Genomic DNA, 25,200 nt, shown 5'->3' on the forward strand with positions numbered 1-25,200 from the left:
TGCCTGAGCACAGGGTTTGCAACCAAGGCCTGTGCGGGTGAACAACCCGTTCCATCACTGTCTTCAAGGATCACTCGCATGTTCGAACTCGATCACGACCTGGCCCAGGACATCGTCGACCGGGCGATGGCTATCCTGCCGTACAACGTCAACGTCATGGACAGCCAGGGCTTGATCCTGGGCAGCGGCGAACCGGAGCGGGTCAACACCCGGCATGAAGGCGCGCAACTGGTATTGGCCAATGGCCGGGTGGTGGAGATCGATGCGCAGACGGCGATTCATCTCAAGGGCGTTCAACCGGGGATCAACCTGCCATTGATGCTCGATCAGCGCCTGATCGGCGTACTGGGCATCACCGGCGAACCCGAGCAACTGCGCACCTACGCCGAACTGGTGCGCATGACCGCCGAAATGCTGGTGGGCCAGCGCAATCAGCAGGCCGAACAGCAATGGCGGCGCCAGCGCTGCGATGACTTGCTGGCGCTGCTGCTGAGCGAAGCCGGGGATTCTCCACGACTGGTCGATGAAGCGCAGCAGTTGGGCCTCAAACCACAAATGACTCGAGTGCCGTACTTGTTCGAACTGGGCCTGGAGCACGCACCAGGACAAACCGTCGAGGCACTGAGTGCCTGGTTGACGAGCCGTCATCCGGACAGTTGGTGCGTGAGCTCGGCCAAAACCTCGTTGCTCTGGTGCCGGCCGGCGAGCCAGACGGTCGAGAACGAGCGCTTGCTGGACAAACTCGACGGCCTGGGCTGGAACATCCTGCGCATTGCCGTGGGTGGGCAGGCCGATGGACTTTCCGGATTGCGTCGCTGCTATCGCCGGGTCGGTGACTTGCTGGCCTACGGGCGCGAAGTGCTGCCGCGCTCCCGATTGCTGACGCTCAACCGCTATCGGCTGCCGGTGATGCTCTGGCGCCACCGCAACGACGACGCCCTCGACGAATTGCTCAATCCGCTGCGCAAGGTCATTGCCAAAGACAGCAACGGCCAGTTGCTGGCCACCCTGCGCAGCTGGTGCGAACACGACGGCCAGAGCCAGGCCTGCGCCGATGCACTGGGCATTCATCGCAACAGCCTGCGGTATCGCATGGAGCGGATTGCCGAACTCAGCGGAGTTGATCCACTGCGTCTCGATGGCATGCTCGCGTTGTATCTGGGCGTGCAACTGCTGCCCGAGTCAGACACCCATCCATGAATCACGCAATTGCCCTGTGGGAGCGAGCTTGCTCGCGATAGCGGTGTGTCAGCGACATTAATGCTGACTGATGCGCCGCCATCGCGAGCAAGCTCGCTCCCACAGTTATTTGTGGACGATGCCGCTCCCGCCGGGTTTTGTGGAAATGAACAATAATCCTCAACACCGCTTGTGCAGCGGCCCGGCGTTATTGTTCATGGCGGCTGGCAGCATGTGGGCATTGGAACTGGAGAATTCCCATGAAAATCGTGATCGCCCCCGATTCGTTCAAGGACAGCCTCAGCGCTCAAGGCGTGGCCGATGCCATTGCATTGGGATTGGCGCAGGTCTGGCCTGATGCCCAACTGATCAAATGCCCGATGGCCGACGGCGGGGAAGGGACTGTCGAGTCGATCCTGGCCGCGTGCGAAGGCCAGCAGCGCCGCACCCTGGTTCGCGGGCCGCTGGGGGCCACCGTGGAAGCCGCTTGGGGCTGGTTGCCCCAGAGCCACACCGCAATCATCGAAATGGCCGAAGCCAGCGGTTTGCAGTTGGTCCCGGTGGCTCAACGGGATGCGTGCATCAGCAGCACCTTCGGTACCGGGCAACTGATCCGCGCCGCGCTGGATGCCGGAGCGCAACGGGTGATCCTGGCGATTGGCGGCAGTGCGACCAACGACGGCGGCGCCGGTGCCATGCAGGCCTTGGGCGTGAAATTGCTCGACGCCCAGGGGCAGACCCTATCACCGGGCGGCCTCGCCCTTGGGCAATTGGCCCGCGTCGACCTGAGCGAGATTGATCCGCGCCTGGCCCAGGTGCGCTTCGACATCGCCGCCGACGTCAACAACCCGCTGTGCGGACCCCACGGTGCCTCGGCGATTTTCGGCCCGCAAAAAGGCGCCTCGCCCGTGCAGGTCGAGCAACTGGACCGCGCCCTGGGGCACTTTGCCGACCACTGCGCGCGAGCCTTGAACAACGACGTGCGCGACGAGCCGGGCAGTGGCGCGGCGGGCGGCCTGGGGTTTGCCGCCAAGGCGTTCCTCGGTGCGCAATTTACGGCCGGGGTCGAGGTGGTTGCCGAACTGGTGGGGCTGGCCGACGCCGTTGCAGGCGCCGATCTGGTGATCACCGGTGAAGGGCGTTTCGATGCGCAAACCCTGCGCGGCAAGACGCCGTTTGGCGTGGCGCGGGTCGCCCGGGAACACGGCGTGCCGGTCATTGTCATCGCTGGCACGTTGGGCGAGGGCTATCAGGCACTGTACGAGCACGGTATCGACGCCGCGTTTGCCCTGGCAAGCGGGCCGATGACCCTGGAGCAGGCTTGTGCCGAAGCACCGCGCTTGTTGCGTGAGCGGGTGACCGATGTGGCGCGGGTTTGGCGGCTGGCCAGTCGCTGACCTTTCGAACACCCCAATCCCTGTGGGAGCGAGCTTGCTCGCGATGACGGTGTGTCAGCGACATCAATGCTGACTGACATACCGCTATCGCGAGCAAGCTCGCTCCCACAGGTTTTTTGAGTGTTGGCGGACTATTCAGGCGGATCAATCTGATCCAGCACCCGGTTCGCCGCGATCTCCGCCAGCATCACGCTGTTGGAAATCCCCAGCAGCGCATTACGCGATCCGCCGTCCAGATGATCCACCAACTGGTGAACCATCACGTCGACTGAGGCCAGCGTTTCCACCAGGTAAACCATCAGGGTTTCGGTCGTGGCTTCTGGGTTCACGGTGAACAGTGTGCCGGGAGTACGCGGCGTGGCTTTGATATCGGCGATCGAGGGGAAGTGAAAGGCGAGGGCGCGTTCGGCGGCTTCGTTGAGCTTTTTTGAATCGGGTTCGTACGGGGAAACCGAATCGGTGTCCGGCGGGTTGGGTGTGACTTTGAACATAAGCTAGATCCTATTGTGGAGTGCCACCCCTCTTGCGACTGAGCGAAAGGGGAGGCAGCTGTAGGCAGGTTAGTCGACCGGGGATCTAGCAAACCGGCGCGTCCGAAGGCGCCCTGCGCACAGCTACCATCAAGTGCAAGCATGGGAATGCCTGACTGACAGAGCTTGTGCACTTCACTAGAAAACCACCGGGCGACTAAACCCGATCACTGATGAGCAGTGACACGAATCAAGTTACCGATGGCCCCCCCAGGCGCACAAGCCGGCGGATTCTGGCGCAAGCGTAGGCAACGGCGCAAGGTCCTGTGGCTTTCATGAAGTAACCTTAAACACCATTAAACACGCGCTCGCGAGGTGCCGTGTTGCGCGATTTGAGATAGGGTTGTGGCCAGGAATACGCGCGACAGGAGAACGCCATGCGCTACTCAGCCTTGACCCAACGAATCGCCGGTGACGGAGCGGCGGCCTGGCAGATTCACGATCGAGCGCTGGCGCTGCGCGAGCAGGGTGTCGATGTCTTGCTGCTATCGATCGGCGACCCGGATTTCGACACCCCACAACCCATCGTCCAGGCCGCGATTGGCAGTTTGCTGGCCGGCGACACGCACTACCCGGCGGTGCGCGGCAGCCAAGGCTTGCGCGACAGCATCGCCCGCCATCATCGCCGGCGCAGCGGCCAGGCCGTGGATGCGCAGCACGTGATCGTATTCCCCGGGGCGCAGTGCGCGGTGTATTCGGTTGCGCAATGCCTGCTCGACCCGGGGGACGAAGTGCTCGTCGCCGAGCCGATGTACGTGACCTACGAAGGTGTGTTCGGTGCCTGCGGGGCGAAAGTGGTGCCGGTGCCGGTGCGCTCGCAGAACGGCTTTCGGGTCGATCCGGCCGATGTCGCGGCACTGATCACGCCGAACACCCGCGCGATGTTGCTCAACAGCCCGAACAACCCCTCCGGCGCCAGCCTGCCGCTGACGGCCTGGAAAGCGCTGGCCGCATTGTGCATTCGCCATGACCTGTGGTTGATCAGCGACGAGGTGTACAGCGAGTTGCTGTTCGAGGGCGAGCACATCAGCCCCGCGAGTTTGCCGGGCATGGCCGAACGCACGGCGACGATCAATAGCCTGTCGAAATCCCACGCCATGAGTGGCTGGCGGGTGGGTTGGGTGATCGGGCCGCACTCCCTGTGTGAACATTTGGTGAATCTGTCGTTGTGCATGCTGTTCGGCATTCCGGATTTCATCCAGAACGCCGCGCAATTGGCGCTGGATGAAAACCTGCCGCACGTGGCGCAGATGCGCGAGGAATATCGCCAGCGTCGCGACCTGGTGTGCGCCAGTTTGAATCTGTGCCCTGGCATCCAGGCAATTCGCCCCGATGGCGGCATGTTCGTGATGGTCGACGTGCGCCAGACCGGGTTGTCCGCCCAGCATTTTGCCGAGCGGCTGCTGGACGGTTATGGCGTGTCGGTGCTGGCCGGCGAAGCCTTCGGGCCGAGTGCGGCGGGGCACATTCGCATCGGTCTGGTGGTGGACCGGCCGAAGCTGGCGGACGCCTGCCGACGTATCGTGATGTGTGTGACGAATATGCTTGAAGGGCGGCGGGCCTGATTTTTTCGTCGCGGTCTTGAGCTCTTCTTCACCGTTTTGAACCCTGCGCCCCCCATCCTTCCTGCGCAGGGAATCGGCACCCACCTGTCAACTTTGACAGTATCGCTTTTTTTTTCATGAGCGTTTAATCCGCCCAAGGTCAGTTCGGCCTGCTGCGCGAAGAAGCGCCGATTCGGATGTTTGCCGCCCGCGTGGACTCTGGCTCAACACTTGTGAATATCGGCTACGTAGGTGGCAGGGAGTATTCCAGTGTTGTTTCGGATTACTCCTACATATCTGACGTAGGAAGTTTCTTAGGATTGCCGCCCCATCAGATACACGATCTGAAAAAGCACCGGCAGGTGGAGTTTTTGCCGATAGCCGACAGACTCAGGAGCGACCTTATGTACGTCAGACATTCCTTTTCATTTTCGCCGCTCGCACGCAAGCTCAAGCTTGCCACCTTTGCGCCGATGCTGTTGATCAGCCCGTGCGCGCTGGCACTTTCAACGATTGAAAATGGCGGTTCCAGAACCATCAACGAAACCACGGCGCAGGACAGTTGGTTGGTGCGAGGCGGTTCCAGTCTGACGGCCAACGGTGCCGCCACTAACCAGATTCGTGCCGAGAAGGGGTCGAAGCTTTCACTCAACGGCATGACGGCGACGGCCTTGGGTACAAGGAACGGCATTGAGCTGTCCACCAGTGAGGCGACCATTACCAATAGTCGGGTCATCAGTGATAGCACTGGATTGCGTCTGATCGCCACGGTCAACGGTGGCTCCACTGCACGGGTCAGCGCTAGCGAGATCACCGGCGGCCAGTTTGGTGCAAGCCTCAGTGCGCAATCGGAGCTGACGCTGGAGTCCGGCACCACAGTCACCGCCCGCAACGCTGACGGCATTGGTATTCAAAGCTTCGGCGGCAAGGTGCAGGCGACTGACAGCACGATCGTCGGCGGGCGCAATGGTGTCAGCCTGTTCACCGCGGGCGACCTGCCAGCGAACAACGCCCTGATTCTTGACAAGACCCATGTCGAGGGCCTGAGTGGCTCGGCCATTATTGTCAACGGCCAAACCCAAACCAACACCGAGCGGGCCAATATCACGGTCACAAACGGTTCTACGTTGAAAGGGGGAAACGGCACGCTGCTGGAAGTCACCAACGGTTCTGCAGCTAATTTCAACGTCAACAACAGCCATCTGGTCGGCGATATCGTCGTGGCCGACGGCAGCAGTGCCGACGTGTTGCTCGACCAGTCTGCAACACTGACCGGGCGCCTGGAAAACGTTCAGAACCTGGCGGTCAACAACGCTGCGCGTTGGGTGATGGTCGATGATGGCAGTGTCAAAAATCTTTCGCTCGACGGCGGTGGCGTCCAGTTCGGCAACCCTGGGCAGTATTTCAATCTCTCCGTGGAAACCCTGTCGGGTACGGGGGGAACGTTCTATATGCACAACGACTTCACCACTGGGCAGGTGGATACCCTGACCGTGTCTGGCAATGCCAGTGGCAACCATCTTGTCGCCCTCGACAGCCAGGGCACTGAACCGGTAGGGGCAGGCTCCAAGGCCGTGGTGAGTATCGGCTCGGGTGACGCCACCTTTGCCTTGGCCGGTGGTGCCGTGGACCTCGGGGCGTTTTCCTACGACCTGATCAAACAAGGCGACAACGACTGGGTCCTGGACACGGCCACACGGGCTATCAGCCCTGGTACACAATCGGTCATGGCGTTGTTCAACGCGGCCCCGACGGTCTGGTACGGTGAACTCAGCACGTTGCGCACCCGCATGGGCGAGGTGCGCATGGATCAGGGCAAGGCCGGTGGCTGGATCCGTGCCTATGGCAATAAATACAACGTGAGTGACAGCGCCAGCGTGGCCTACAAGCAAACCCAGCAAGGCATTTCGTTCGGTGCCGATGCGCCGCTGCCCATGGGCGACGGGCAATGGCTGGTCGGTGTGCTGGGCGGTTACAGCCAGTCCGACCTGGACATGAGCCGTGGCACGAGCGGTGAAGTCGACAGCTACTACCTGGGCGCCTATACCACCTGGCTGGACGCGCAGAGCGGCTATTACTTCGACGGTGTCGTCAAATACAACCGGTTCCAGAACGAATCCGACGTTCGACTCAGCGACGGCAAGAAAACCAAGGGCAATTACGACACTGACGGCATCGGTGCGTCGCTGGAGTTTGGGCGAAACATCAAGCTGGCGGATGACTACTTTGTCGAGCCCTACGCTCAACTGTCCGGTGTGATGATCGATGGCGCCGATTACGACCTGGACAACGGCCTGGCCGCCAAAGGTGATCGTGTTCATTCCTTGCTGGGTAAAGTCGGTACCACGGTGGGTCGCAACTTTACCTGGGCGCAAGGTAAAACGGTCCAGCCGTACCTGCGTGCCGCGTACGTACACGAGTTTGCCAAGAATAGCGATGTCGAGGTCAATGACAACCGTTTCAGTACCGACCTGTCGGGCTCTCGTGGCGAGTTGGGCGCGGGCGTGGCCATGGCGGTGACTGACAAGGTTTCCATGCATTTGGACCTTGATTACAGCAGTGGCGACAAGATCGAACAATCGTGGGGAGCCAATATGGGAGCGCGCTATAAATGGTGACCATACGCCGGTAGTGTGGCGTGCAAAGAACTAATCCACCGGCTGGCCAATATCTGAGTGACAGTAACCAGCCGGCGATGCGAGATTGAGTTTTCATTGAACGGCCGGACTTCGGCGGCTATTTTTTTTTCCTGTGTCTGGCACTTGGCGAAGCACAACACCTGCGAGCTATGGAGGCCTATACCTCCCGAAAGCATCAGACCGTTCGGTTTACTAGCAAACCACGCGCAATGAAAAGAAAAGGTACTGAATAGCCGCTCTTGTAAAACACGGCCACTGGGGCGTCCCCATTCTGTTGGCTACTCAAGCAAGCGCCGCTGCTATGTTTGAATTTTTCGAAGGAGTCGAAATTATGGCGAAAGACTATTCATTATTGGAAGTTCTTGAAAGGATTTACCACAACCAGTTGGCCTTAGAGGCGGCTTTGATGGAGCTGACAGTCTGGGTGGAGCAGCGGGGCTCAGCTGAGATCGGAGGGAATGTTCGAGGAGCATTGGAGGCAATTGGTGATAACGCGGGCCATATAAAACAGGGATTGGCTCGACTGAAGAATCTCAACATCGACTGAAAAAAAACGCCCATTGAACGAGCCTACCTTCCTTAGGTAAATGGCCTCAGGTTGATTGCCGCAGCGTAGATGCCAGGGTGTATTTGCACTTTGAGAGTCTGCCTGGTCGATGTAACAGGTGGGTAAATCATTCAGTGGGCGTTTCGTAGTTTGGTGTTTTCCGTGGACGACAGTCGGGTTGCCTTGCCTTCCCGAGGGTGCAGTGCGCGCTGTAAATGCTGGTGCAAGCCTTGCTCGATCTGGGTGATGAAGTGATCGGCACTTGCGGAGCGAAAGTGGTGCCGGTGGCGGAACGTCTGGAGAACAGCTTTCAGGTCGCCTCGGTGGACGTGGTGGCACTGATTACCCCCCCCCCCAGACCAGTGCCATTTTGCTCAAAAGTCCGAACAATGCTTTCGGCGGCAATTTTCCGCTGAAGGTCTGGCTGGGACTGGACTGGCGTCGCTGTGAATTTGTTATGACCTGTGGCTAATCAGCGACGAGGTCTACAGCGACTTGCTATATGAGGTCCAGCAGCCCGGCGAGTTTGCCGGGAATGGCCGAGCGTATGGCGACGATCAATGACCTTTCGAAATCCCACACCATGAGCGGTTGGCGAGTGGGATGGGTGATCGGACCGAAACTTATATCCGAGCGTCTGGTGAATTTGTCGTTTTCATGCTGTTCGGCATTCCGGATTTCATTCAGAACGCTGCGTAGATGGACCTGGATGAAAATCTGCCGGAAGTGGCGTTGATGCGCGAAGAGTATCGCCAGCGCCGTGATCTGGTGTGTGCGAGCTTGAACCATTATCCGGGTATCCGGGCGATTCAGCCGGTTGGTGGTATGTTCGTGATGGCCGATGTGCTTCAGATCGGGTTGTCTGCCCAGCACTTCGCGGAGCGGCTGCTGGTAGGTTGTTGCTTGTCGGTACTGGCCGGTGAGGCGTTCGGGGCGAGCGCGATGGCGCATTTCGTTCGGCTTGGTGGTGGATTAGCGGGAACTCGCGGAATAGCTGATGGCCCGGTGGGCCTGGCGGATTTGCATTGCCTTTTCTGGCCTCATCGCGTGCAGTCTCGTTCCCACATTTGATCTGTGGCGCTCACAGATCTCCTGTGGGAGCGAACCTGCTCGCGATGGTTACTTACAGGCAACAAATCTCTCAGGCTTTCCACACCTGTATGTTCACCAGATTCTCCGGCCGCTCACCCGCCAGCGCCGCCAGCAGGTTGTCCACCGCACAGCGGGCCATGGCTTCCCGTGTTTCATGAGTCGCCGAGCCCATGTGCGGCGTCGCCACCACGTTGTTCAAATGCAATAACGGCGAATCAAGGTTCAACGGTTCGCGCTCAAACACATCCAGCCCCGCCGCGCGAATCTGTCCACTGCGCAACGCCTGGACCAACGCCGCTTCATGCACGACTTTTCCTCGGGAAATATTGATGAAGATGGTTTCCGGGCGCATCAGCGCAAATTCCTCGACACCGATCAACCCTTCGGTTTCGGCCGTCAGCGGCAAGGTCAGGCAAATGAAATCCGCTTGCTGCAACAGTTCGGGCAGGCTGCGGTATTGCGCGTTGAACCGTTTTTCGACCGCCGGTTTCGGCGAGTGGCTGTGATAGATCACCGGCATGCCGAAGCCGAAATGCCCGCGCTGGGCCAACGCTTCACCAATGCGTCCCATGCCGATGATGCCCAGGGTCTTGCCGTGTACGTCACTGCCGAAATGTGCGGGGCCGATGTTGCGGGTCCACTGGCCTTCGCGAACCATGTTCGCCAACTCCACCACGCGCCGCGCAGTGGCCAGGATCAGTGCGAAACCGGTGTCGGCGGTGGTTTCGGTGAGCACGTCCGGCGTGTTGCTGAGCAGGATGCGCCGCTCGGTAAGGTAATCGATGTCGTAGTTGTCGACGCCCACCGAAACGCTGGCGATGGCTTCAAGGTTGGGCGCCAGATCCAGCAGTTCGGCATCGAGTTTCAGGCTGGCACCGAGCAGACCGTGGGCATGGGGCAGGGCGTCGCGCAGTTTGCCGAGACCTTCGGCATCGAGGTTGTCGATCAGCGTCACATCGGTGTGCTCATGCAGGCGAGCCATGAGCAGCGGCGAGAGTTTCTTGTACAGGACGACCTGCTTTTTCATCTTCGTGATCTCAACTTCAATTCAGGAATGAGCCGTGAGGGGGCGCGCTACCGTGGGCCGCTCCCGGTCGCTGGCGCCGGGCTTGAGGAACACCGTGAGCACCACCGAAAGCATCAGCGCACCGCTCATCAACAGATAGGATGCGCCGGGCGAACCGGTGGAGCTGTTCAGGTAACCGACCAGATAAGAGCCGCCAAACGAACCGAGCGCGCCCATGCTGTTGATCAGCGCCATGGCACCGCCCGCGACGTTGGCCGGTAGGATTTCCGGGATGATCGCGAAGAACGGACCGTACGGCGCATACATGCACGCACCGGCAATCACCAGCAGGGTGTACGACCACCAGAAGTGTTCGGCGCCCAGCGCGTAGGAGCCGTAGAAAGCAATCGAGGCAATCAGCAGCGGCGGCCAGACGAAGCGTTTGCGCTTTTGCAGTTTGTCCGAACCCCAGGACACCAGCAGCATGCCGATCACCGCCGCCAGATAAGGCAGCGCCGACAGCCAGCCGGCCTCGACCATGTCCATCTGCGCGCCGGCCTTGAGGATCGACGGCAGCCACAACACGAAACCGTAGACACCGATGCTCCAGCAGAAAAACTGCAGCGCGAGGATGATCACTTTGGGTGAGCGAAACGCTTCGGCGTAGTTTTTCACTGCTTTGATGCCGACCTGTTCGGCCGCCAGTGCGCTTTCCAGATCCTGTTTTTCCTGATCGTTGAGCCACTTGGCCTGGGACGGACGATCATCCGCCAGACGCCACCAGATGAAGGCCCAGAGCACTGCCGGCAAACCTTCGACAATGAACATCCAGCGCCAGCTGTAATGCTGCACCAGATACCCCGAGACCACCGACATCCACAGCATGGTCACCGGGTTGCCGAGGATCAGGAAGGTGTTGGCCCTTGAGCGTTCGGCACGGGTGAACCAGTGGCACAGGTAGATCAGCATCGCCGGCATCACCGCGGCTTCGACCACGCCGAGCATGAAGCGGATGACGATCAGCCAGTAGGCGTTGGAGACGATCCCGGTCAACGTCGCCAGGCTGCCCCAGAGGATCAGGCTGACGAAAATCAGTTTCTTCACGCTGTGTTTCTGCGCGTAGATCGCCCCCGGCACCTGGAAGAAAAAGTAACCGAGGAAGAACAGCGCGCCGAGCATCGACGACAGGCCCGGTGTGATCATCAGGTCGGCGGCCATCCCGGAGGCGGCGGCAAAACCGTAGTTGGCGCGATCGAGGTACGCCAGGCTGTAGGTGATGAACACGATGGGCATGATGTACCACCAGCGGCGGGTGGCGAGCGTTGCGGTTTTCATGGGTGATGCTCCTGAGCTTGTTGTTTTTGTCGCAGCAGGTAACGGTTTAGATCTTCAGTGACTGTGCCGGCCTATTCGCGAGCAAGCCCGCTCCCACAGGGGATTTGTGTCGGACCTGGATCCAGTGTGGGAGCGGGCTTGCTCGCGAAGACGCCCTCGAATTCAATGGACATTTCGGATCTGCCGGGCAACCCCTCCATATCCCCCCGACTCTGCACCGCACGGCTGCCAATCCAGTTGGCCCGCCGCACGGCGTCGGCAAAGCTGTGGTTTTCCAGAAGTGCGCTGATCATGCCGACGGCAAATCCATCGCCGGCACCCACGGTGTCGACCACCGTTTGCACCGGTACACCGGCGACGAAACCTTGATCAAGATGCGTGCGGTAATAAGCACCGTGGGGGCCGAGCTTGATTGCCACGGCTTCGGCGCCCTGGTCGAGGTAGAACGCGGCGATGTCGGCCGGGTCTTCGAAGCCGGTGAGCAGGCGACCTTCGCTCAGCCCTGGCAATACCCAATGAGCGAGGGCGGCGAGGCGGTTGGTCTCGGTGATCATCAGTCGCTCGCTGGCCCACAGGCTCGGGCGCAGGTTGGGGTCGAACGACACGCTGCGCCCGGCATCGCGCATGCGGGTCATCAATTCGAAGGACATCTGCCGTGCCGTTTCCGACAACGCCGCAGGAATGCCGGTGGCGTGCAGATGGCGGGCCTTGAGCAAGTCGGGCACGATCGAATGCGACGACAAGTGACTGGCCGCCGAGCCACGGCGAAAGTACTCGACGACAGGATCGCTGCCATCGTCGGTGCGCGATTTGAGTTGGAAACCGGTGGGGTGCGCGGGGTCGATGTCGACGTGGCGGCAATCCAGGCCTTCCTTTTCCAGCGTGTCGATCACGAATCGGCCCAGGGAATCGGCGCCGACTCGGCTCAGCCATGCCACGTTGAAACCCAGGCGCGACAGGCCGATGGCGACGTTGCTGTCGGCGCCGGCAATGCGTTTGTGGAACGCGTTGACGCTGGCCAGGTCGCCGGTCTGCTCGGCAACGAACATCGCCATGGTTTCGCCGAACGAGAGGATATCGATCTCAGACATGAGCGTTCTCCAGCGACGATTGGCCGAGGTGGGCGAGGGCGGCGACATGCTCGGTTGTCAGCTGCACCAGGTCTTCGCCTTGCAGCGGGTATTCCGCGGCTCGCATAACGCCTTGGTCCATGTGCCGCAGCAGGTGTTCCCACTGTTGCAAGTCGCTGGCGGCGGGTGGGATGGCAACCAGTTTGCCGTCGGTACGGCGCGTCACCGCTTTACAGTGCACATAACCGACGTGCCGTCCGAGCAACCGCGCGGCGCTGGCGGCGGACTGATCCTGCCACTGCCAGTTACCGATATCGAAGGTCATTTTGATCGGCAGGTTGTGTTGCTCGACTTCATTGAAGAAACGCTGGAACGGTTCGATGCGGCCACCGTGCAGGGTCTGGTCGTTCTCCACCAGCAATTGCACCGCACTTTCGCCGAGCATGGGGGCGAGGCGTTGCAGGTCGCTGTTGTCGGTGAAGTAACCCAGCGATACTTTCAGCCATTTGGCGCCGAACATTTGGGCGCGTTGCAGTGCTGTCAGCAATTCGGGATTGGGTCTGGATTGACCGGCCAGCCACAGTTCCATCGGTGATGAGTAGACGCTTTCCAGGCCCTCGGCCTGAGTCGCGTCGGCTAGGTGCTCGGGGTTCTCAAAGGTCAGCAGCTCTTCGCGCCATTCGATGCGCGTGGCCCCGGCGGCGGCCAGTACTGCGATGAAACTGCCCTGGCCGCGCTGGCGCACCAGATCGGCGCCGTAGCTGGACAGGCTGATGGAAACGGCTGGTTTATTCATTGTTTTTCTACCTCTGAAACCGGTTTCATTTTTGTTCAAAAAAATATCAGTGAGTGATGTGTTGTTCTTTCGGGCCTCATCGCGGGCAAGCCCGCTCCCACAGTGTGTTGTGTCGTACATAAATGTTGTGTACCCCAGAAATTCCTGTAGGAGCGAGCTTGCTCGCGATGGGGCCAGCCCAGTCATCTGAAAACGCCAAGGGTCGATCCCCGCACAACCAGCTGCGGCGAAAAATCCAGAGTCCGCAACGCCCCGTCATCCCCCCGCAACCGCTTGAGCAGACACTCAAACGCACTCGCGCCAATCTCGGTGGTCGGCTGGGCGAGGGCAGTAATGCCACTTCCCACCAACGGATACCAATCCAGGTCATCCAGGGCTATCAGCCCCACGTCTTCAAACAGATTGCACTTGAGCTCACGCAAGGCATGAGTGCTGGCCAGCGCCGCGATCCCGTTCGCGCAAAACAGCGCTTTCGGACCGGGGCCTGGCGTGTCGAGGAAGTTTTTCAGGTGCGCAGTCAGTTCGTTGCCGGTCTCAATCATCGTGCCGCGCAGGGCCGGGCGCTTTGCGATCTGTGCCTTGAAACTGCTGACCCGCTCGATCCGCGAACTGGTGCCGTCAAACGGCTCTGTCACCAACAGCACGTCGCGATAGCCGCGTTCTTCAAGGTGGGCAAGGGCCATCTCGACAGCCGCCGGGTTATCCAGGCCGACCATGTCGCTCTCAAGGTGTTCGACTTTGCGGTCCACCAGCACCAGAGGCATTTCCCGGTGCAGTTCATGCAACTCGTCACGGTGATGGCCGAGGGTGTTCACGATCAGGCCTTCGATGTTGTACGAGCGCAGCAGGGCCAGGTGCTGGCGTTCCTGCTCGTCGTCGCGATCGGTGTTGCACACCACCAGGCTGTAGCCGTGTTGACGGCAGGCGGTTTCCACCCCGTGCATCACGGCAATCGAATATGGGTTGCGGATATCGGCCACCAGCATGCCGATCAGGCGGGTGCGCCCGCGTTTCAGGCCACGGGCCATCTGGTTCGGGCGATAACCCAGTTCGGCAATGGACTGTTCGATGCGCTGGGCAATGGCATCGGAGAGCAGGGCGCGGTCTTCGCCGATGAACCGCGAAACGCTGGCCTTGGAGACCTTGGCGTGTTCGGCCACGTCGAGCATGGTCACGCGGCTGCGCTGGGCGGCGGAGAAATCGTTCACGGTCTGAAACCTTCTTATTGGATTTATAAGGCAGAGCGCATGGCGCTGAAACCGGTTTCAGAAGACACCAGAAATGAATCCGTCGTCAAGTGTTCGATGAATCACAGGCCGACAAAAAACGACCAATGGAGCTCAGGCGAGCACGCTCAACCACGCCGAACCCAGCAACAACAGGCCCATGCAGCGGTTGAAGCGCTGCATCGCACGAGGTGAACGCAGCCAGCGACTGGAGCCGGCGCCGAGCACTGCCCAAGCTCCAAGACACGGCAGCGAGATCAGGAAAAACGCCAACGACAAATACATCACATGCACAAACCGGTCTTCACCCACCCCGGCAAACACGCTGACCACCGCTAGCGCCATCATCCAGGTTTTCGGGTTGATCCATTGCAGGCTCGCCGCGCCCAGCAAGCCGAGGCGCTTCTCGGCATTGTCGGCGGCAATGGCGGCAACCGGGGCGCGGAAGATTTGCCAGGCCAGATAACTCAGCCATGCCACGCCGGCCCACTGCATGAGCGTTTGCAGCGCAGGCCATTCGGTCAGCGAAGTCCCGGCACCAGTGCCCACCAACAACACCAATGTCGCAGCACTGGCACAGGCACCAAAAATGATCGGAACGGCAGCCATCAAGCCGAATCGGGCACTGTTGCTCAGCACCAGAATGTTGGTCGGGCCGGGGGTGATCGAGGCCACAAAGGCGAACAGCAGAAAGGGCAGCAACATCGGAAAAGAGGACAGCATCGCAGGCAAACTCCGGTGAAGATCATTGAAGTCGATCTTCACAAGCCGGGCGCTTATCTGTCTGGAAGATTTGAGCAACGCTTGCGGTACAGCGCTGGTGTCAGACCGTAGGCGCGCACGAACCAGCGACCCAGGTGACTCTGATCGGCAAAGCCCAATGTCATGGCCACGGTTGCAGGTTGCTCACCACGGGCCAGCAATCGACGCGCGGTGACCAGGCGCAACTGCACCAGATACGCGTGAGGTGCGATGCCGTAGGCGGCCTTGAACGCACGGGTCAGGCGAAAGCGGTCGACACCGGTGACGGCGGCCAGTTGGTCGAGGCCGATGTCGTATTGTGCGTTGGCGTGCAGATAGTCCCGGGCCTTTTGCGCAACCAGGGGCAGGCGCGGATCTTCGCCATAGCGAGTGCGCCAGTGCAGATGGCTGGTGAGGCGTTCGAGCAAGCCATCGAGCGCGGTCTGGCGAACGATCTTCATTTCACCACTGTGCAGCGTTTCAAACGCAAGGCTGGTGGCGTGGGTCAGGCGCGAATCGCTGGCCAGGGTGTTGGCGAAACTCAACTCGCTGTTGTCCGGCGCGTTGTCAAACACCGCGCCTAACTCACGCTGCAACCACTGTGGGTCGAGGTACAGCATGCGATAGGTAAAACCATCAGCGGTCGGCGCCTCACCGTCGTGGATGTCGCCCGGTTCCAGCAAAAACACCTTTCCCGGCGTGCTTTGGTGTCTCGCTCGTCGACAATTGAATTGCTGCACCCCTTGCTCGGTGACACCCACCAGATAGCTGTCATGCCAGTGCGGATCGTAGGCATGGCCCTCGAAATGCGCACGCAGGGTCTCGATGCCGGTATCGGCGTCCTGGGCCAGATCGAGCCAGTTGTGAGAAGTCATGCTGCACCTGCACGGCAGATTTACCGACCCATTTAACGCCGCGCCGAGGGTGGTGACTAGAACGTTTGTGCAGCTTTCAGTTGAACAGCCCGGCGGCGATGTTGATCGAGAACCCGAGAATGGCCGTGTTGAACAGGAAACCTATCAACGACTGCGCCAGCACGATCTTGCGCAAGTCACGAGTGGCCACGCCGACATCCGAGGTCTGCACCGCCACGCCGACGGTGAACGAGAAATACAGGAAGTCCCAATAATTGGGCGTTGTCAGGCCTTCAGCAAAACGCAACGCCGGCTCCTTACCTTCCCAGGTGTAAAACAGCCTCGCGTAATGCACGCTGAAAATCACCCCGATCAGCAGCCAGGAGCCTATCACCGTCAACGCGGTGAAGCCGTAGTGGAGGAGCTTGCGCGTGGTTTCCAGGTCTTTGCCGCCGGACAGTTCGAGGGTGATGGCTGCCAGACTGGCAATTGCCGCAACGCACACCACGAACAGCACCAGCCCGGCGTTCTCGTCCTCGATTTCGGCAATGCGTTTCACATCAGTCGCTTTCGAACGCACGACGAGCCAGGACATCAGGATCAGGTAAGTCCAGACCCCGGCATTCCAGCCGATGAGTATTTTGCCGATGACCGAATCGGCCGGAACCAGGATACCCGCTGCGATACCTAGCGTCGTGGCGGCGGACAGGCGAGGGTGGGTGTGGGTGAGGTAGGGCATGAAGACTCGATGGTTGGTACTTTGCAATCACCATAGCCCAGCGTGGTCAATCGTGACCACAATCCTTAGGCCAATGAAATCGAATGTGGGAGCGGGCTTGCTCGCGAAGGGGTCATCACATTCAACATCCATGTCGACTGAGCATCCGCCTTCGCGAGCAAGCCCGCTCCCACATTGGGTAGGTGTTGTTTGTTAAATTTCTTTATGTCGCCTGCGCACCAGCTTCATCACCACCACAAAAAACACCGGCACGAACACCACGGCCAGCGTCGCCGTGATCATCCCGCCGATCACCCCGGTGCCGATGGCCTGCTGGCTCGCCGAACTGGCGCCGGTGGCGATTGCCAACGGCACCACGCCAAGGATGAACGCCAACGAGGTCATGACAATCGGCCGCAACCGCAGGCGTGCCGCTTGCAGGGTCGCGTCGATCAGGTCGTGGCCTTCGTCGTACAGGCTCTTGGCGAACTCGATGATCAGGATCGCGTTCTTCGCCGACAGGCCGATGATGGTGATCAGCCCGACCTTGAAGAACACGTCGTTGGGCATCCCGCGCAAGGTCACGGCCAGCACCGCGCCGAGCACGCCCAGCGGCACCACCAGCAGCACCGAGGTGGGGATCGACCAGCTTTCGTACAACGCCGCCAGGCACAGGAACACGATCAACAGCGACAGCCCCAGCAGGATCGGCGCCTGGCTGCCGGACAACCGTTCCTGCAACGACAACCCGGTCCATTCCTGGCCCAGTCCCGCCGGGCCTTGCGCCACCAGCCGCTCGATCTCGGCCATGGCCTCGCCGGTGCTGTGGCCCGGGGTCGGTTCACCGGAAATGCTGATCGCCGGGTAGCCGTTGTAGCGGGTCAACTGCGCCGGGCCCTGAGTCCATCTGGCCTGTACGAAGGCTGACAAGGGCACCATTTTTTCGTGGGTGTTACGCACGTGAATCTTCAGCAGGTCTTCCACCTGACTGCGCTGGTCGCCTTCGGCCTGCACCACGACGCGCTGCATCCGCCCCTGATTGGGGAAGTCATTGATGTAGGCCGAACCCACGGCCGTGGACAGCACGCCGCCAACATCGGCAAAGGACACGCCCAGCGCATTGGCCTGCTTGCGGTCGACGACCAGTTGCACCTGCGGTGCCTCGGCCAGGGCACTTTCGCGCACGTTCATCAGGATCGGGCTTTTTTCGGCTGCCGCGAGTAACTCGGTGCGCGCTTGCATCAACTTCTCATGGCCGAGACCACCGCGATCCTGCAGGCGGAACTCGAATCCGCTGGACGTACCCAAGCCATCCACGGGCGGCGGCAGTACGGCAAACGTCACCGCGTCCTTGATCTGGCTGAGGGTGACGTTGGCCCGGTCGGCAATCGAAGCCGCCGAGTCGTCGCTGCCTCGCTCGGACCAGTCTTTGAGCGTGCTGAACGCCAGCGCCGCATTCTGCCCACTGCCAGAGAAGCTGAATCCGAGAATCACCACGCTGTCCCGAATGCCCGGTTCCCCGGCGTTGTGCGCTTCAACCTGCTCGGCCACCTGCACCGTGCGATTCTTGCTCGCACCCGGTGGCAACTGGATGTCGGTGATGGTGTAACCCTGGTCTTCCACCGGCAGGAACGAGGAGGGCAAGCGACTGAAGGCCAAGCCCAGACCGATCAGCAGCACGCCGTAGATCAGCAGGTAGCGCCCGGTACGTTTCAACGCATAGGCCACCCAACTTTGATAGCGCTCGGTCAGTTGTTCGAAGCGACGGTTGAACCAGCCGAAGAACCCGGTCTTTTCGTGGTGCTCGCCTTTGGCAATCGGCTTGAGCAGTGTCGCGCACAGGGCCGGGGTCAAGGTCAGGGCGAGGAAGGCCGAGAACAGGATCGAGGTGGCCATCGACAGCGAGAACTGCTGGTAAATCACCCCGACCGAGCCTTGCATGAACGCCATCGGAATGAACACCGCGACCAGCACCAGAGTGATGCCGATGATGGCCCCGGTGATCTGCTGCATGGCCTTGCGCGTGGCTTCCTTGGGCGACAAGCCCTCGGTGGCCATGATCCGCTCGACGTTTTCCACCACCACGATGGCGTCGTCCACCAGAATGCCGATGGCCAGCACCATGCCGAACATGGTCAGCACGTTGATCGAAAAACCGAGCGCCAGCATTGTCGCAAAGGTGCCCATCAGCGCCACCGGCACCACCAGCGTCGGAATCAGCGTGTAGCGGATGTTCTGCAGGAACAGGAACATTACGGCGAACACCAGCAGCATCGCCTCGAAGAGGGTGTAGACCACTTTGGTGATCGAGACCTTGACGAAGGGGGAGGTGTCGTACGGTATCGAGTACTCGACGTTCGCCGGGAAATAGCGCTTGAGTTCGTCCATCTTCGCCCGCACCAGGGTTGCGGTGTTCAGGGCGTTGGCGCCGGGCGACAGTTGCACGGCGACGGCGGTGGACGGTTTGCCGTTCAGGCGCGTGGAAAACTGGTATTCCTGGCTACCGATCTCGACCCGCGCCACATCGCTGATGCGCACGGTCGAGCCGTCCGGGTTGGCCTTGAGGACGATGTCGGCAAACTCTTCGGGGGTCGACAACTGGCCCTTGACCAGAATGGTCGCGGTGATTTCCTGGGTGGTGCGGGTTGGCAGGTCACCGATGCTGCCGGCCGATACCTGGGCGTTTTGCGCGACGATGGCGGTGTTGACGTCCGCCGGCGTCAGGTTGAAGGCGAGCAGTTTCTGCGGGTCGATCCAGATCCGCATCGCCCGTTCGGCGCCGTACAGCTGCGCCTTGCCGACACCGTCCAGACGCTTGACCTCGTTCATCACGTTGCGCGCCAGGTAATCGCTGAGCGCCACGTCGTCGAGCTTGCCGTCGCTGGAGGTCAGGGTGATCAGCAGCAGGAAACCGGAGGAGACTTTCTCCACCTGCAAACCTTGCTGGATGACCGCTTGTGGCAGGCGAGATTCCACGGCTTTCAGGCGGTTCTGCACATCCACCTGAGCCAGTTCCGGGTTGGTGCCCGGCTGGAAGGTGGCCTTGATGGTGGCGCTGCCCAGGCTGCTCTGGGATTCGAAATACAACAGGTGATCGGCGCCGTTGAGCTCTTCCTCGATCAGGCTGACCACGCTCTCGTCCACGGTTTGCGCCGAAGCGCCGGGGTACACGGCGTAGATTTCGATTTGTGGCGGTGCAACATCGGGGTATTGCGCCACCGGCAGTTGCGGAATGGCCAGCGCACCGGCCAGCAGGATGAACAGGGCAACCACCCAGGCGAACACCGGGCGGTCGATAAAGAACTGCGGCATAAAAAAGCGTCCTGCTTACTGACCAGTCGCCTGGGCAAGTGGAAGAGGGGTGTCGTCGATCTGCACTTTCTCGCCGGGGCGGGCGTGCTGCAGCCCTTCGATGACGATGCGGTCGCCTGCCTTCAGGCCGCCGGTGACGATCCAGCGATCGTTCTGCACGGCACCCAGTTCGACCGGTTGCTGCCCGACCCGCTGTTCGGCGTCGAGCAGCAGCACCTGGGCGATGCCGGCGCTGTCGCGCTGGATGGCCCGTTGCGGCACGCTGATGCCCTGCTGGTTGACCGCTTGTTCCAGGCGTACGCGCACGAAACTGCCGGGCAGCAAGTCGAGGTCGGGGTTGGGGAACTCGCTGCGCAGGATGATCTGGCCGGTGCCCGGGTCGACGGTGATGTCGCTGAACAGCATTTTGCCCGGCAGCGGATAGAGGCTGCCGTCATCCTGAATCAACGTGGCTTTTGCCTGGTCCTGGCCGACCTGTTGCAACTGGCCGGAACGGAAGGCGCGGCGCAGTTCGTTGAGTTCGCGGGTGGACTGGGTCAGGTCGGCATGAATCGGGTTCAGTTGCTGAATCAGCGCCAGGGGCGTGGTTTCGTTTTGCCCGACCAGTGCGCCTTCGGTGACCAGTGCGCGACCGATACGCCCGGAAATCGGCGCGGTGACCGTGGCGTAACCGAGGTTCAACCGGGCGCGTTCCACCGCCGCCTTGTTGCCGGCGACGTCGGCAGCGGTCTGCCGGGCGTTGGCCCGGGCGTTGTCGTAGTCCTGGCCGCTGATGGCCTTGTCGTCGATCAACCGGGCGTAGCGCTGTTCCTGCAATCTGGCCTGGAACGCGTTGGCTTCAGCCTTGCGCAACGCGGCTTCGGCGCTGTCCAGGTCAGCCTTGAACGGCGCCGGGTCGATGCGGAACAACACTTCGCCCTGTTTCACGTCACTGCCTTCACGGAAGGTGCGCTGCAAGACAACGCCAGCCACCCGGGCACGCACTTCGGCCATGCGCGGTGCGGCAATCCGCCCGCTCAGTTCACTGCTGATGGTCAGTGGGCGCGCTTCGATGGTCTCGATGCGAACCGTGGCCAGCGGCGCCTGTTCCTCGGCATTCGAGGACTTGTCACACGCGCCCAGTGTCAACGCCAGTGCAATCAGGCTGAGCCTGGCAAGCAGATTCTTCGACATGTAATACCCCAATAAAGACCCCCAGCATCCTACTGGGCGAAGGCGAGGGTAGCGGTGAAGCTTTGTTGGTGCTGTGTGAAATTGTGTAAGGGTTTTACTCAGGTGTGCGTGAGGGCGTATATCCTGCAGTCCTTGATTTCTATTGCGCCGGATAGATTGCCATCGCGAGCAAGCTCGCTCCCACAGTGGCCGGTGGTTTTCATATCATTTGTGGTCACCTCAAATCCCTGTGGGAGCGGGCTTGCTCGCGAAGAGGCCGGTGCAGACGCCAAAGTACTTTCTGGAAACACCCCATGCCCAACATCCTCCTGGTCGAAGACGACACCGCCCTCGCCGAACTGATTGCCAGTTACCTGGAACGCAACGGTTATTCCGTCAGCGTGATCGGCCGCGGTGACCACGTGCGCGAACGTGCGCGGCTCAATCCGCCGGACCTGGTGATCCTCGACCTGATGCTGCCCGGCCTCGACGGCTTGCAAGTCTGTCGCCTGCTGCGCGCCGATTCGGCGACCCTGCCGATCCTGATGCTCACCGCCCGCGACGACAGCCACGACCAGGTCCTGGGCCTGGAAATGGGGGCCGACGACTACGTCACCAAACCCTGCGAGCCGCGGGTGCTGCTGGCCCGGGTGCGGACCTTGTTGCGCCGCAGCAGCCTCAGCGAGCCGCAGACTGCCAACGACCGCATTCTGATGGGCAACCTGTGCATCGACTTGTCCGAGCGTACCGTCACCTGGCGCGGGCAATTGGTGGAATTGTCCAGCGGCGAGTACAACCTGCTGGTGGTGCTGGCCCGGCATGCCGGAGAGGTGTTGAGCCGCGACCAGATCCTGCAACGCTTGCGCGGCATCGAATTCAATGGCACCGACCGTTCGGTGGACGTGGCGATTTCCAAGCTGCGACGCAAGTTCGACGACCACGCCGGCGAGGCGCGCAAGATCAAGACCGTGTGGGGCAAGGGTTACCTGTTCAGCCGTTCCGAGTGGGAATGCTGAGCCGATGTTCAGAATCCTCTTTCGTTTGTACCTGGTGACCATCGTCTCGTTCAGCGCGGCGATCTATCTGGTGCCGGATCTGGTGGTAAAGGTGTTCCAGGAGCGCTTTGTCACCTACAACCTCGATTACTCGCGAGGGCTGCAAACGCTGATCGTCAAACAGTTCCATGGGGTCCCGGCCGAACAGTGGCCGGCGCTGGCCGCTGAAATGGACAAGGACTTCTCGCCTCTGCACATCGTGCTCAGCAGCAATGACGACAGCAGCCTGACGCCCGATGAACAGCAGCGCTTGCGCCGCGGCGAGAACGTCGTGCGCGTGGGCGACTGGGGCTGGCGCACGCTGGCGGTCGCGCCGCTGAATGAGCGCACCGTGGTGCAAATGGTCGTGCCACCGGATCCGCTGGACGTCAATCTGTTGTACTGGAGCATCAACGTCCTGATCGGCGCGACCATGCTCGCCTGCCTGTTGTTGTGGCTGCGCCCGCACTGGCGTGATCTGGAGCGCCTCAAGGGCGCCGCCGAACGCTTTGGCAAGGGCCACTTGGGCGAGCGCACGCAAATTTCCCCGAGTTCCAACATCGGTAGCCTGGCCAGTGTGTTCGACACCATGGCCGGCGACATCGAGAACCTGCTCAACCAGCAGCGAGACCTGCTCAATGCGGTGTCCCACGAGTTGCGCACGCCGCTGACGCGCCTGGATTTCGGCCTGGCGCTGGCCCTGTCCGACGACTTGCCGGCGGCCAGCCGCGAGCGCTTGCAAAGCCTGGTGGCGCACATTCGTGAACTCGATGAATTGGTGCTGGAGCTGCTGTCCTACAGCCGCCTGCAAAACCCGGCGCGGCTGCCGGAGCAGGTCGAAGTGTCGATGGATGAATTCATCGACAGCATTCTCGGCAGCGTCGACGAAGAAATGGAGTCTCCGCAAATCGTCATCGACGTGTTGCTCCACGGCCAGCTCGAACGCTTCAGCCTGGACCCGCGCCTGACCGCCCGAGCCCTGCAAAACCTGCTGCGCAACGCCATGCGCTATTGCGAGAAGCGTATTCAGATCGGTGTGCAGGTCTATGCCAGTGGCTGTGAAATCTGGGTCGACGATGATGGCATCGGCATTCCGGATGACGAACGCGAGCGGATCTTCGAACCTTTCTACCGCCTCGACCGCAGCCGCGACCGCGCCACGGGTGGTTTCGGACTGGGACTGGCGATCAGCCGCCGAGCACTGGAAGCCCAGGGCGGCACGTTGACGGTGGAAGCCTCGCCACTTGGGGGGGCGAGGTTTCGGTTGTGGTTGCCGGCGTTGGGCTGAGCCAGGAGTTAAATGCTACGGCGAACATCCCCGTTTCTCCGGGTATTACTCAAAGACGAAGACGACAAACTTTCTCCCCTCAGAGAGCCTGTCAACGACCGGGTCGGCAGTGATGATGGTTGCAATGCCAGACTATGGGATCCGATGTTTTGTCCACTTGTTGAGCTGGCGACTTCTGAGTAGGGAGGAGGCGGGGATTCAGGCCGTGGAGGAGTGAGATCACTGGGCACGTAGGCAGGGGGGCCGTTAGATCGTGAAGCAGACCAGTAGTTCGGCGGGTACTCCGGATCTCTGCTGGCGGATGTCAACTCAGACATACGCATGTCCGATTGCCGGGAAGCTTCACCACTCCGCTGCAATCTCGGAGGCCGTGACTGACGAAACTTCAAAAATACTGCGCCTAACCCAGTTCCAGCCGCAGCAATTGAAAGTCCTGCTAGCACCAAACGAACCGTCTTGTCCTCTACGACGAGCGATCCAACAAAGGCTCCCACTGAAACAGTGACAGAAACTCCGATTAGAATGCGAAAAACAGAAAAATGCCCGGTCGGATCACTCCGATTGACCGGGTCCCCCACGCAATACGCATACCCATTCAATCCACCGTCCCCAAACGGACTCAAACTGTCCGGGCTGTTGAATCGCATAGTCACCGGGTTGAACTGCCGATAGCCATTGCCCAGAGGATAATGCCCGGTCAGCGGGTCCCGCCGTTCACCATTGAACCCGAGCAGGCTGAGCAAGCCGTTTTCCGGGGAGCGGTGACCATAGGCCGTGTAGGTGACGGGTTGCGGTCCCGTGGTGCTGAGCGCATTGAGCACTGAGCGTTGCTGATCGGTTGCCAGCAACGAACTGTCGATCCGGGCGTTTTCATGGCGCTGTTGCGCCAACAACCGATCTTCGTGCTGGAAAATACTGTTGCGCACCGAGCCTTGGATTTCGGTGGCCAGCCGGGTTTTGCAGTAAAAGCGTTGAAGGCTGTCCATGACCGCTGGCGCGCTGTTGTCCAATCGATCCAGCGCATCATAGCGATAGCGGCACAGCACGGTTTCGCGAGGGGAAGCAGGCATTTTCCGAGCTCCATGCACGGTTGAGTATTCGTACCCCAAGCATCGACTGTTTCCCGGTTGCTGCCCACTATCAGAACTGCTAGGTCTTGAGTTCAACAAGCGCTAGCGTCCTCGGTGCGTTCATCGTTTGCTACAGGCTCAAGCGCCCGCGCAACAGTTTCGCCATCTCCTCCAGGTCCGTCATCGGCTGGTGCCCGATCAGCATCCAGGCGTGTTCCATGTCGGCCCAATACACGATGTTCAGCTCGCGCCGCTGTTCCCGGGCGAAATGGCGGCTGCCGCTGTTGGAGCGGGTAACACACAGCGCCATGGGGCCGTGGGCCGGATCGAGGTAGGTGATCTGGGCGATGGGTGCACCGTCGTACTCGAGGATTTGCGCGCGCCTGAACTCGGCACGGGGCAGGCTCAGTTTTGCCGGCGCGAGGTTGAGGCCCAGACGCGCATCGATCGTGCGCAGTTGTGCCCGTTGGGCAGCTTCATCGCCGGGCAGGTGATCCAGGGTTTCCGGCACATAGAGCGCCATGTAATCGGCCACCAGGCCGCGCCAGCTATGTGACTGTCGGCTCGCTTGCCAGCCGAGGAACAAACGGTCCGCCAGCACGCCGCCGGCCAACAGCCCGGCCGCGGCGGCCAGGAACCAGCGTCGATTGAGCCCGGGGCGGGCGGGTGA

At 60.9% G+C, this 25,200-nt stretch carries 20 protein-coding genes and 1 pseudogene; 8 read left to right on the forward strand and 13 right to left on the reverse strand.

The features are described 5' to 3' along the window. The first annotated feature begins 78 nt into the window (after window positions 1-78). Together KGB29_RS20615 and KGB29_RS20620 are read left to right on the forward strand one after the other, a co-directional pair. Window positions 79-1,200 (forward strand): sugar diacid recognition domain-containing protein, encoded by a 1,122-nt coding sequence (locus KGB29_RS20615; RefSeq protein ID WP_090455446.1) that lies wholly within the window; start codon window positions 79-81, stop codon window positions 1,198-1,200. 239 nt (window positions 1,201-1,439) lie between these two features. Continuing rightward, window positions 1,440-2,576: a glycerate kinase gene (locus KGB29_RS20620; protein WP_150814055.1), complete on the forward strand. Its 1,137-nt coding sequence runs from the start codon at window positions 1,440-1,442 to the stop codon at window positions 2,574-2,576. A gap of 131 nt (window positions 2,577-2,707) precedes the next feature. Here KGB29_RS20620 and KGB29_RS20625 read toward each other — a convergent pair whose 3' ends face one another. Continuing rightward, the gene (locus KGB29_RS20625; RefSeq protein ID WP_150814054.1) at window positions 2,708-3,067 is read right to left on the reverse strand and encodes a DUF6124 family protein; all 360 of its coding nucleotides are present in this window, start codon (window positions 3,065-3,067) and stop codon (window positions 2,708-2,710) included. Window positions 3,068-3,483: 416 nt separating this feature from the next. On the opposite strand from KGB29_RS20625, the gene KGB29_RS20630 reads away from it, so the two are divergent. The 4 genes and pseudogenes from KGB29_RS20630 to KGB29_RS20645 form a co-directional block, all read left to right on the forward strand. Beyond that, window positions 3,484-4,671 carry a pyridoxal phosphate-dependent aminotransferase gene (locus KGB29_RS20630; protein WP_150814053.1) on the forward strand — a complete coding sequence of 396 codons (1,188 nt, stop codon included), beginning with the start codon at window positions 3,484-3,486 and terminating at the stop codon, window positions 4,669-4,671. A gap of 383 nt (window positions 4,672-5,054) precedes the next feature. Then, window positions 5,055-7,268, forward strand: a complete 2,214-nt coding sequence (locus KGB29_RS20635) for an autotransporter outer membrane beta-barrel domain-containing protein (protein WP_191626116.1) — start codon at window positions 5,055-5,057, stop codon at window positions 7,266-7,268. A gap of 352 nt (window positions 7,269-7,620) precedes the next feature. Beyond that, on the forward strand, window positions 7,621-7,836 hold the full coding sequence (locus KGB29_RS20640) for a hypothetical protein (RefSeq protein WP_057714682.1): 216 nt from the start codon (window positions 7,621-7,623) through the stop codon (window positions 7,834-7,836). A 182-nt stretch (window positions 7,837-8,018) separates the two neighbouring features. Next, window positions 8,019-8,802: pseudogene (locus KGB29_RS20645) on the forward strand (pyridoxal phosphate-dependent aminotransferase); the annotation flags it as partial. A gap of 175 nt (window positions 8,803-8,977) precedes the next feature. On the opposite strand, the gene KGB29_RS20650 reads toward KGB29_RS20645, so the two are convergent. From KGB29_RS20650 to KGB29_RS20695, 10 genes are all read right to left on the reverse strand, one after another. Next, window positions 8,978-9,955 carry a 2-hydroxyacid dehydrogenase gene (locus KGB29_RS20650; protein ID WP_150814052.1) on the reverse strand — a complete coding sequence of 326 codons (978 nt, stop codon included), beginning with the start codon at window positions 9,953-9,955 and terminating at the stop codon, window positions 8,978-8,980. A 21-nt stretch (window positions 9,956-9,976) separates the two neighbouring features. Further along, on the reverse strand, window positions 9,977-11,269 hold the full coding sequence (locus tag KGB29_RS20655) for an MFS transporter (RefSeq protein WP_057714686.1): 1,293 nt from the start codon (window positions 11,267-11,269) through the stop codon (window positions 9,977-9,979). 71 nt (window positions 11,270-11,340) lie between these two features. Beyond that, window positions 11,341-12,360: a sugar kinase gene (locus KGB29_RS20660; protein ID WP_150814051.1), complete on the reverse strand. Its 1,020-nt coding sequence runs from the start codon at window positions 12,358-12,360 to the stop codon at window positions 11,341-11,343. Further along, window positions 12,353-13,135: a sugar phosphate isomerase/epimerase family protein gene (locus tag KGB29_RS20665; protein ID WP_150814050.1), complete on the reverse strand. Its 783-nt coding sequence runs from the start codon at window positions 13,133-13,135 to the stop codon at window positions 12,353-12,355. The genes KGB29_RS20660 and KGB29_RS20665 overlap by 8 nt, the downstream gene beginning before the upstream one ends. A gap of 182 nt (window positions 13,136-13,317) precedes the next feature. Continuing rightward, window positions 13,318-14,343: a LacI family DNA-binding transcriptional regulator gene (locus tag KGB29_RS20670; RefSeq protein ID WP_150814049.1), complete on the reverse strand. Its 1,026-nt coding sequence runs from the start codon at window positions 14,341-14,343 to the stop codon at window positions 13,318-13,320. 132 nt (window positions 14,344-14,475) lie between these two features. Then, entirely contained in the window at window positions 14,476-15,084 is a 609-nt protein-coding gene (locus KGB29_RS20675; protein WP_150814048.1) for a LysE family translocator, read from the reverse strand. 53 nt (window positions 15,085-15,137) lie between these two features. Then, on the reverse strand, window positions 15,138-15,977 hold the full coding sequence (locus KGB29_RS20680) for an AraC family transcriptional regulator (protein WP_150814047.1): 840 nt from the start codon (window positions 15,975-15,977) through the stop codon (window positions 15,138-15,140). 76 nt (window positions 15,978-16,053) lie between these two features. Further along, window positions 16,054-16,695 carry a DUF1345 domain-containing protein gene (locus KGB29_RS20685; RefSeq protein WP_150814046.1) on the reverse strand — a complete coding sequence of 214 codons (642 nt, stop codon included), beginning with the start codon at window positions 16,693-16,695 and terminating at the stop codon, window positions 16,054-16,056. A gap of 192 nt (window positions 16,696-16,887) precedes the next feature. Further along, window positions 16,888-19,986: an efflux RND transporter permease subunit gene (locus KGB29_RS20690; protein WP_150814045.1), complete on the reverse strand. Its 3,099-nt coding sequence runs from the start codon at window positions 19,984-19,986 to the stop codon at window positions 16,888-16,890. Between the two features lie 15 nt (window positions 19,987-20,001). Further along, complete coding sequence (locus KGB29_RS20695; RefSeq protein WP_150814044.1) at window positions 20,002-21,159, reverse strand: efflux RND transporter periplasmic adaptor subunit; 1,158 nt, start codon at window positions 21,157-21,159, stop codon at window positions 20,002-20,004. A 293-nt stretch (window positions 21,160-21,452) separates the two neighbouring features. Between KGB29_RS20695 and KGB29_RS20700 the strand changes: the two genes are divergently transcribed. Both KGB29_RS20700 and KGB29_RS20705 read left to right on the forward strand, forming a co-directional pair. After that, entirely contained in the window at window positions 21,453-22,154 is a 702-nt protein-coding gene (locus tag KGB29_RS20700) for a response regulator transcription factor (RefSeq protein WP_057714693.1), read from the forward strand. 4 nt (window positions 22,155-22,158) lie between these two features. Further along, a complete protein-coding gene (locus KGB29_RS20705; protein ID WP_150814043.1) occupies window positions 22,159-23,460 on the forward strand; it encodes an ATP-binding protein in 1,302 nt (433 codons plus the stop codon). An 8-nt stretch (window positions 23,461-23,468) separates the two neighbouring features. Here the strand turns inward: KGB29_RS20705 and KGB29_RS20710 are convergent, their stop codons facing one another. Together KGB29_RS20710 and KGB29_RS20715 are read right to left on the reverse strand one after the other, a co-directional pair. Continuing rightward, window positions 23,469-24,530: an RHS repeat-associated core domain-containing protein gene (locus tag KGB29_RS20710; RefSeq protein ID WP_150814042.1), complete on the reverse strand. Its 1,062-nt coding sequence runs from the start codon at window positions 24,528-24,530 to the stop codon at window positions 23,469-23,471. 130 nt (window positions 24,531-24,660) lie between these two features. After that, window positions 24,661-25,200, reverse strand: a 540-nt coding sequence (locus KGB29_RS20715; protein ID WP_223616480.1) for a transcriptional regulator, incomplete at its 5' end; no start/stop codon positions are given.

The organism is Pseudomonas sp. BF-B-30 (genome assembly GCF_019956305.1).
Lineage (GTDB): Bacteria > Pseudomonadota > Gammaproteobacteria > Pseudomonadales > Pseudomonadaceae > Aquipseudomonas > Aquipseudomonas jessenii.

Excerpts from the sequence above, each read along its gene's own strand:
- KGB29_RS20615 (WP_090455446.1), top strand. The coding sequence starts at position 79 with ATGTTCGAACTCGATCACGACCTGGCCCAGGACATCGTCGACCGGGCG.
- KGB29_RS20620 (WP_150814055.1), top strand. The coding sequence starts at position 1,440 with ATGAAAATCGTGATCGCCCCCGATTCGTTCAAGGACAGCCTCAGCGCT.
- KGB29_RS20625 (WP_150814054.1), bottom strand. The coding sequence starts at position 3,067 with ATGTTCAAAGTCACACCCAACCCGCCGGACACCGATTCGGTTTCCCCG.
- KGB29_RS20630 (WP_150814053.1), top strand. The coding sequence starts at position 3,484 with ATGCGCTACTCAGCCTTGACCCAACGAATCGCCGGTGACGGAGCGGCG.
- KGB29_RS20635 (WP_191626116.1), top strand. The coding sequence starts at position 5,055 with ATGTACGTCAGACATTCCTTTTCATTTTCGCCGCTCGCACGCAAGCTC.
- KGB29_RS20640 (WP_057714682.1), top strand. The coding sequence starts at position 7,621 with ATGGCGAAAGACTATTCATTATTGGAAGTTCTTGAAAGGATTTACCAC.
- KGB29_RS20650 (WP_150814052.1), bottom strand. The coding sequence starts at position 9,955 with ATGAAAAAGCAGGTCGTCCTGTACAAGAAACTCTCGCCGCTGCTCATG.
- KGB29_RS20655 (WP_057714686.1), bottom strand. The coding sequence starts at position 11,269 with ATGAAAACCGCAACGCTCGCCACCCGCCGCTGGTGGTACATCATGCCC.
- KGB29_RS20660 (WP_150814051.1), bottom strand. The coding sequence starts at position 12,360 with ATGTCTGAGATCGATATCCTCTCGTTCGGCGAAACCATGGCGATGTTC.
- KGB29_RS20665 (WP_150814050.1), bottom strand. The coding sequence starts at position 13,135 with ATGAATAAACCAGCCGTTTCCATCAGCCTGTCCAGCTACGGCGCCGAT.
- KGB29_RS20675 (WP_150814048.1), bottom strand. The coding sequence starts at position 15,084 with ATGCTGTCCTCTTTTCCGATGTTGCTGCCCTTTCTGCTGTTCGCCTTT.
- KGB29_RS20680 (WP_150814047.1), bottom strand. The coding sequence starts at position 15,977 with ATGACTTCTCACAACTGGCTCGATCTGGCCCAGGACGCCGATACCGGC.
- KGB29_RS20685 (WP_150814046.1), bottom strand. The coding sequence starts at position 16,695 with ATGCCCTACCTCACCCACACCCACCCTCGCCTGTCCGCCGCCACGACG.
- KGB29_RS20690 (WP_150814045.1), bottom strand. The coding sequence starts at position 19,986 with ATGCCGCAGTTCTTTATCGACCGCCCGGTGTTCGCCTGGGTGGTTGCC.
- KGB29_RS20695 (WP_150814044.1), bottom strand. The coding sequence starts at position 21,159 with ATGTCGAAGAATCTGCTTGCCAGGCTCAGCCTGATTGCACTGGCGTTG.
- KGB29_RS20700 (WP_057714693.1), top strand. The coding sequence starts at position 21,453 with ATGCCCAACATCCTCCTGGTCGAAGACGACACCGCCCTCGCCGAACTG.
- KGB29_RS20705 (WP_150814043.1), top strand. The coding sequence starts at position 22,159 with ATGTTCAGAATCCTCTTTCGTTTGTACCTGGTGACCATCGTCTCGTTC.
- KGB29_RS20710 (WP_150814042.1), bottom strand. The coding sequence starts at position 24,530 with ATGCCTGCTTCCCCTCGCGAAACCGTGCTGTGCCGCTATCGCTATGAT.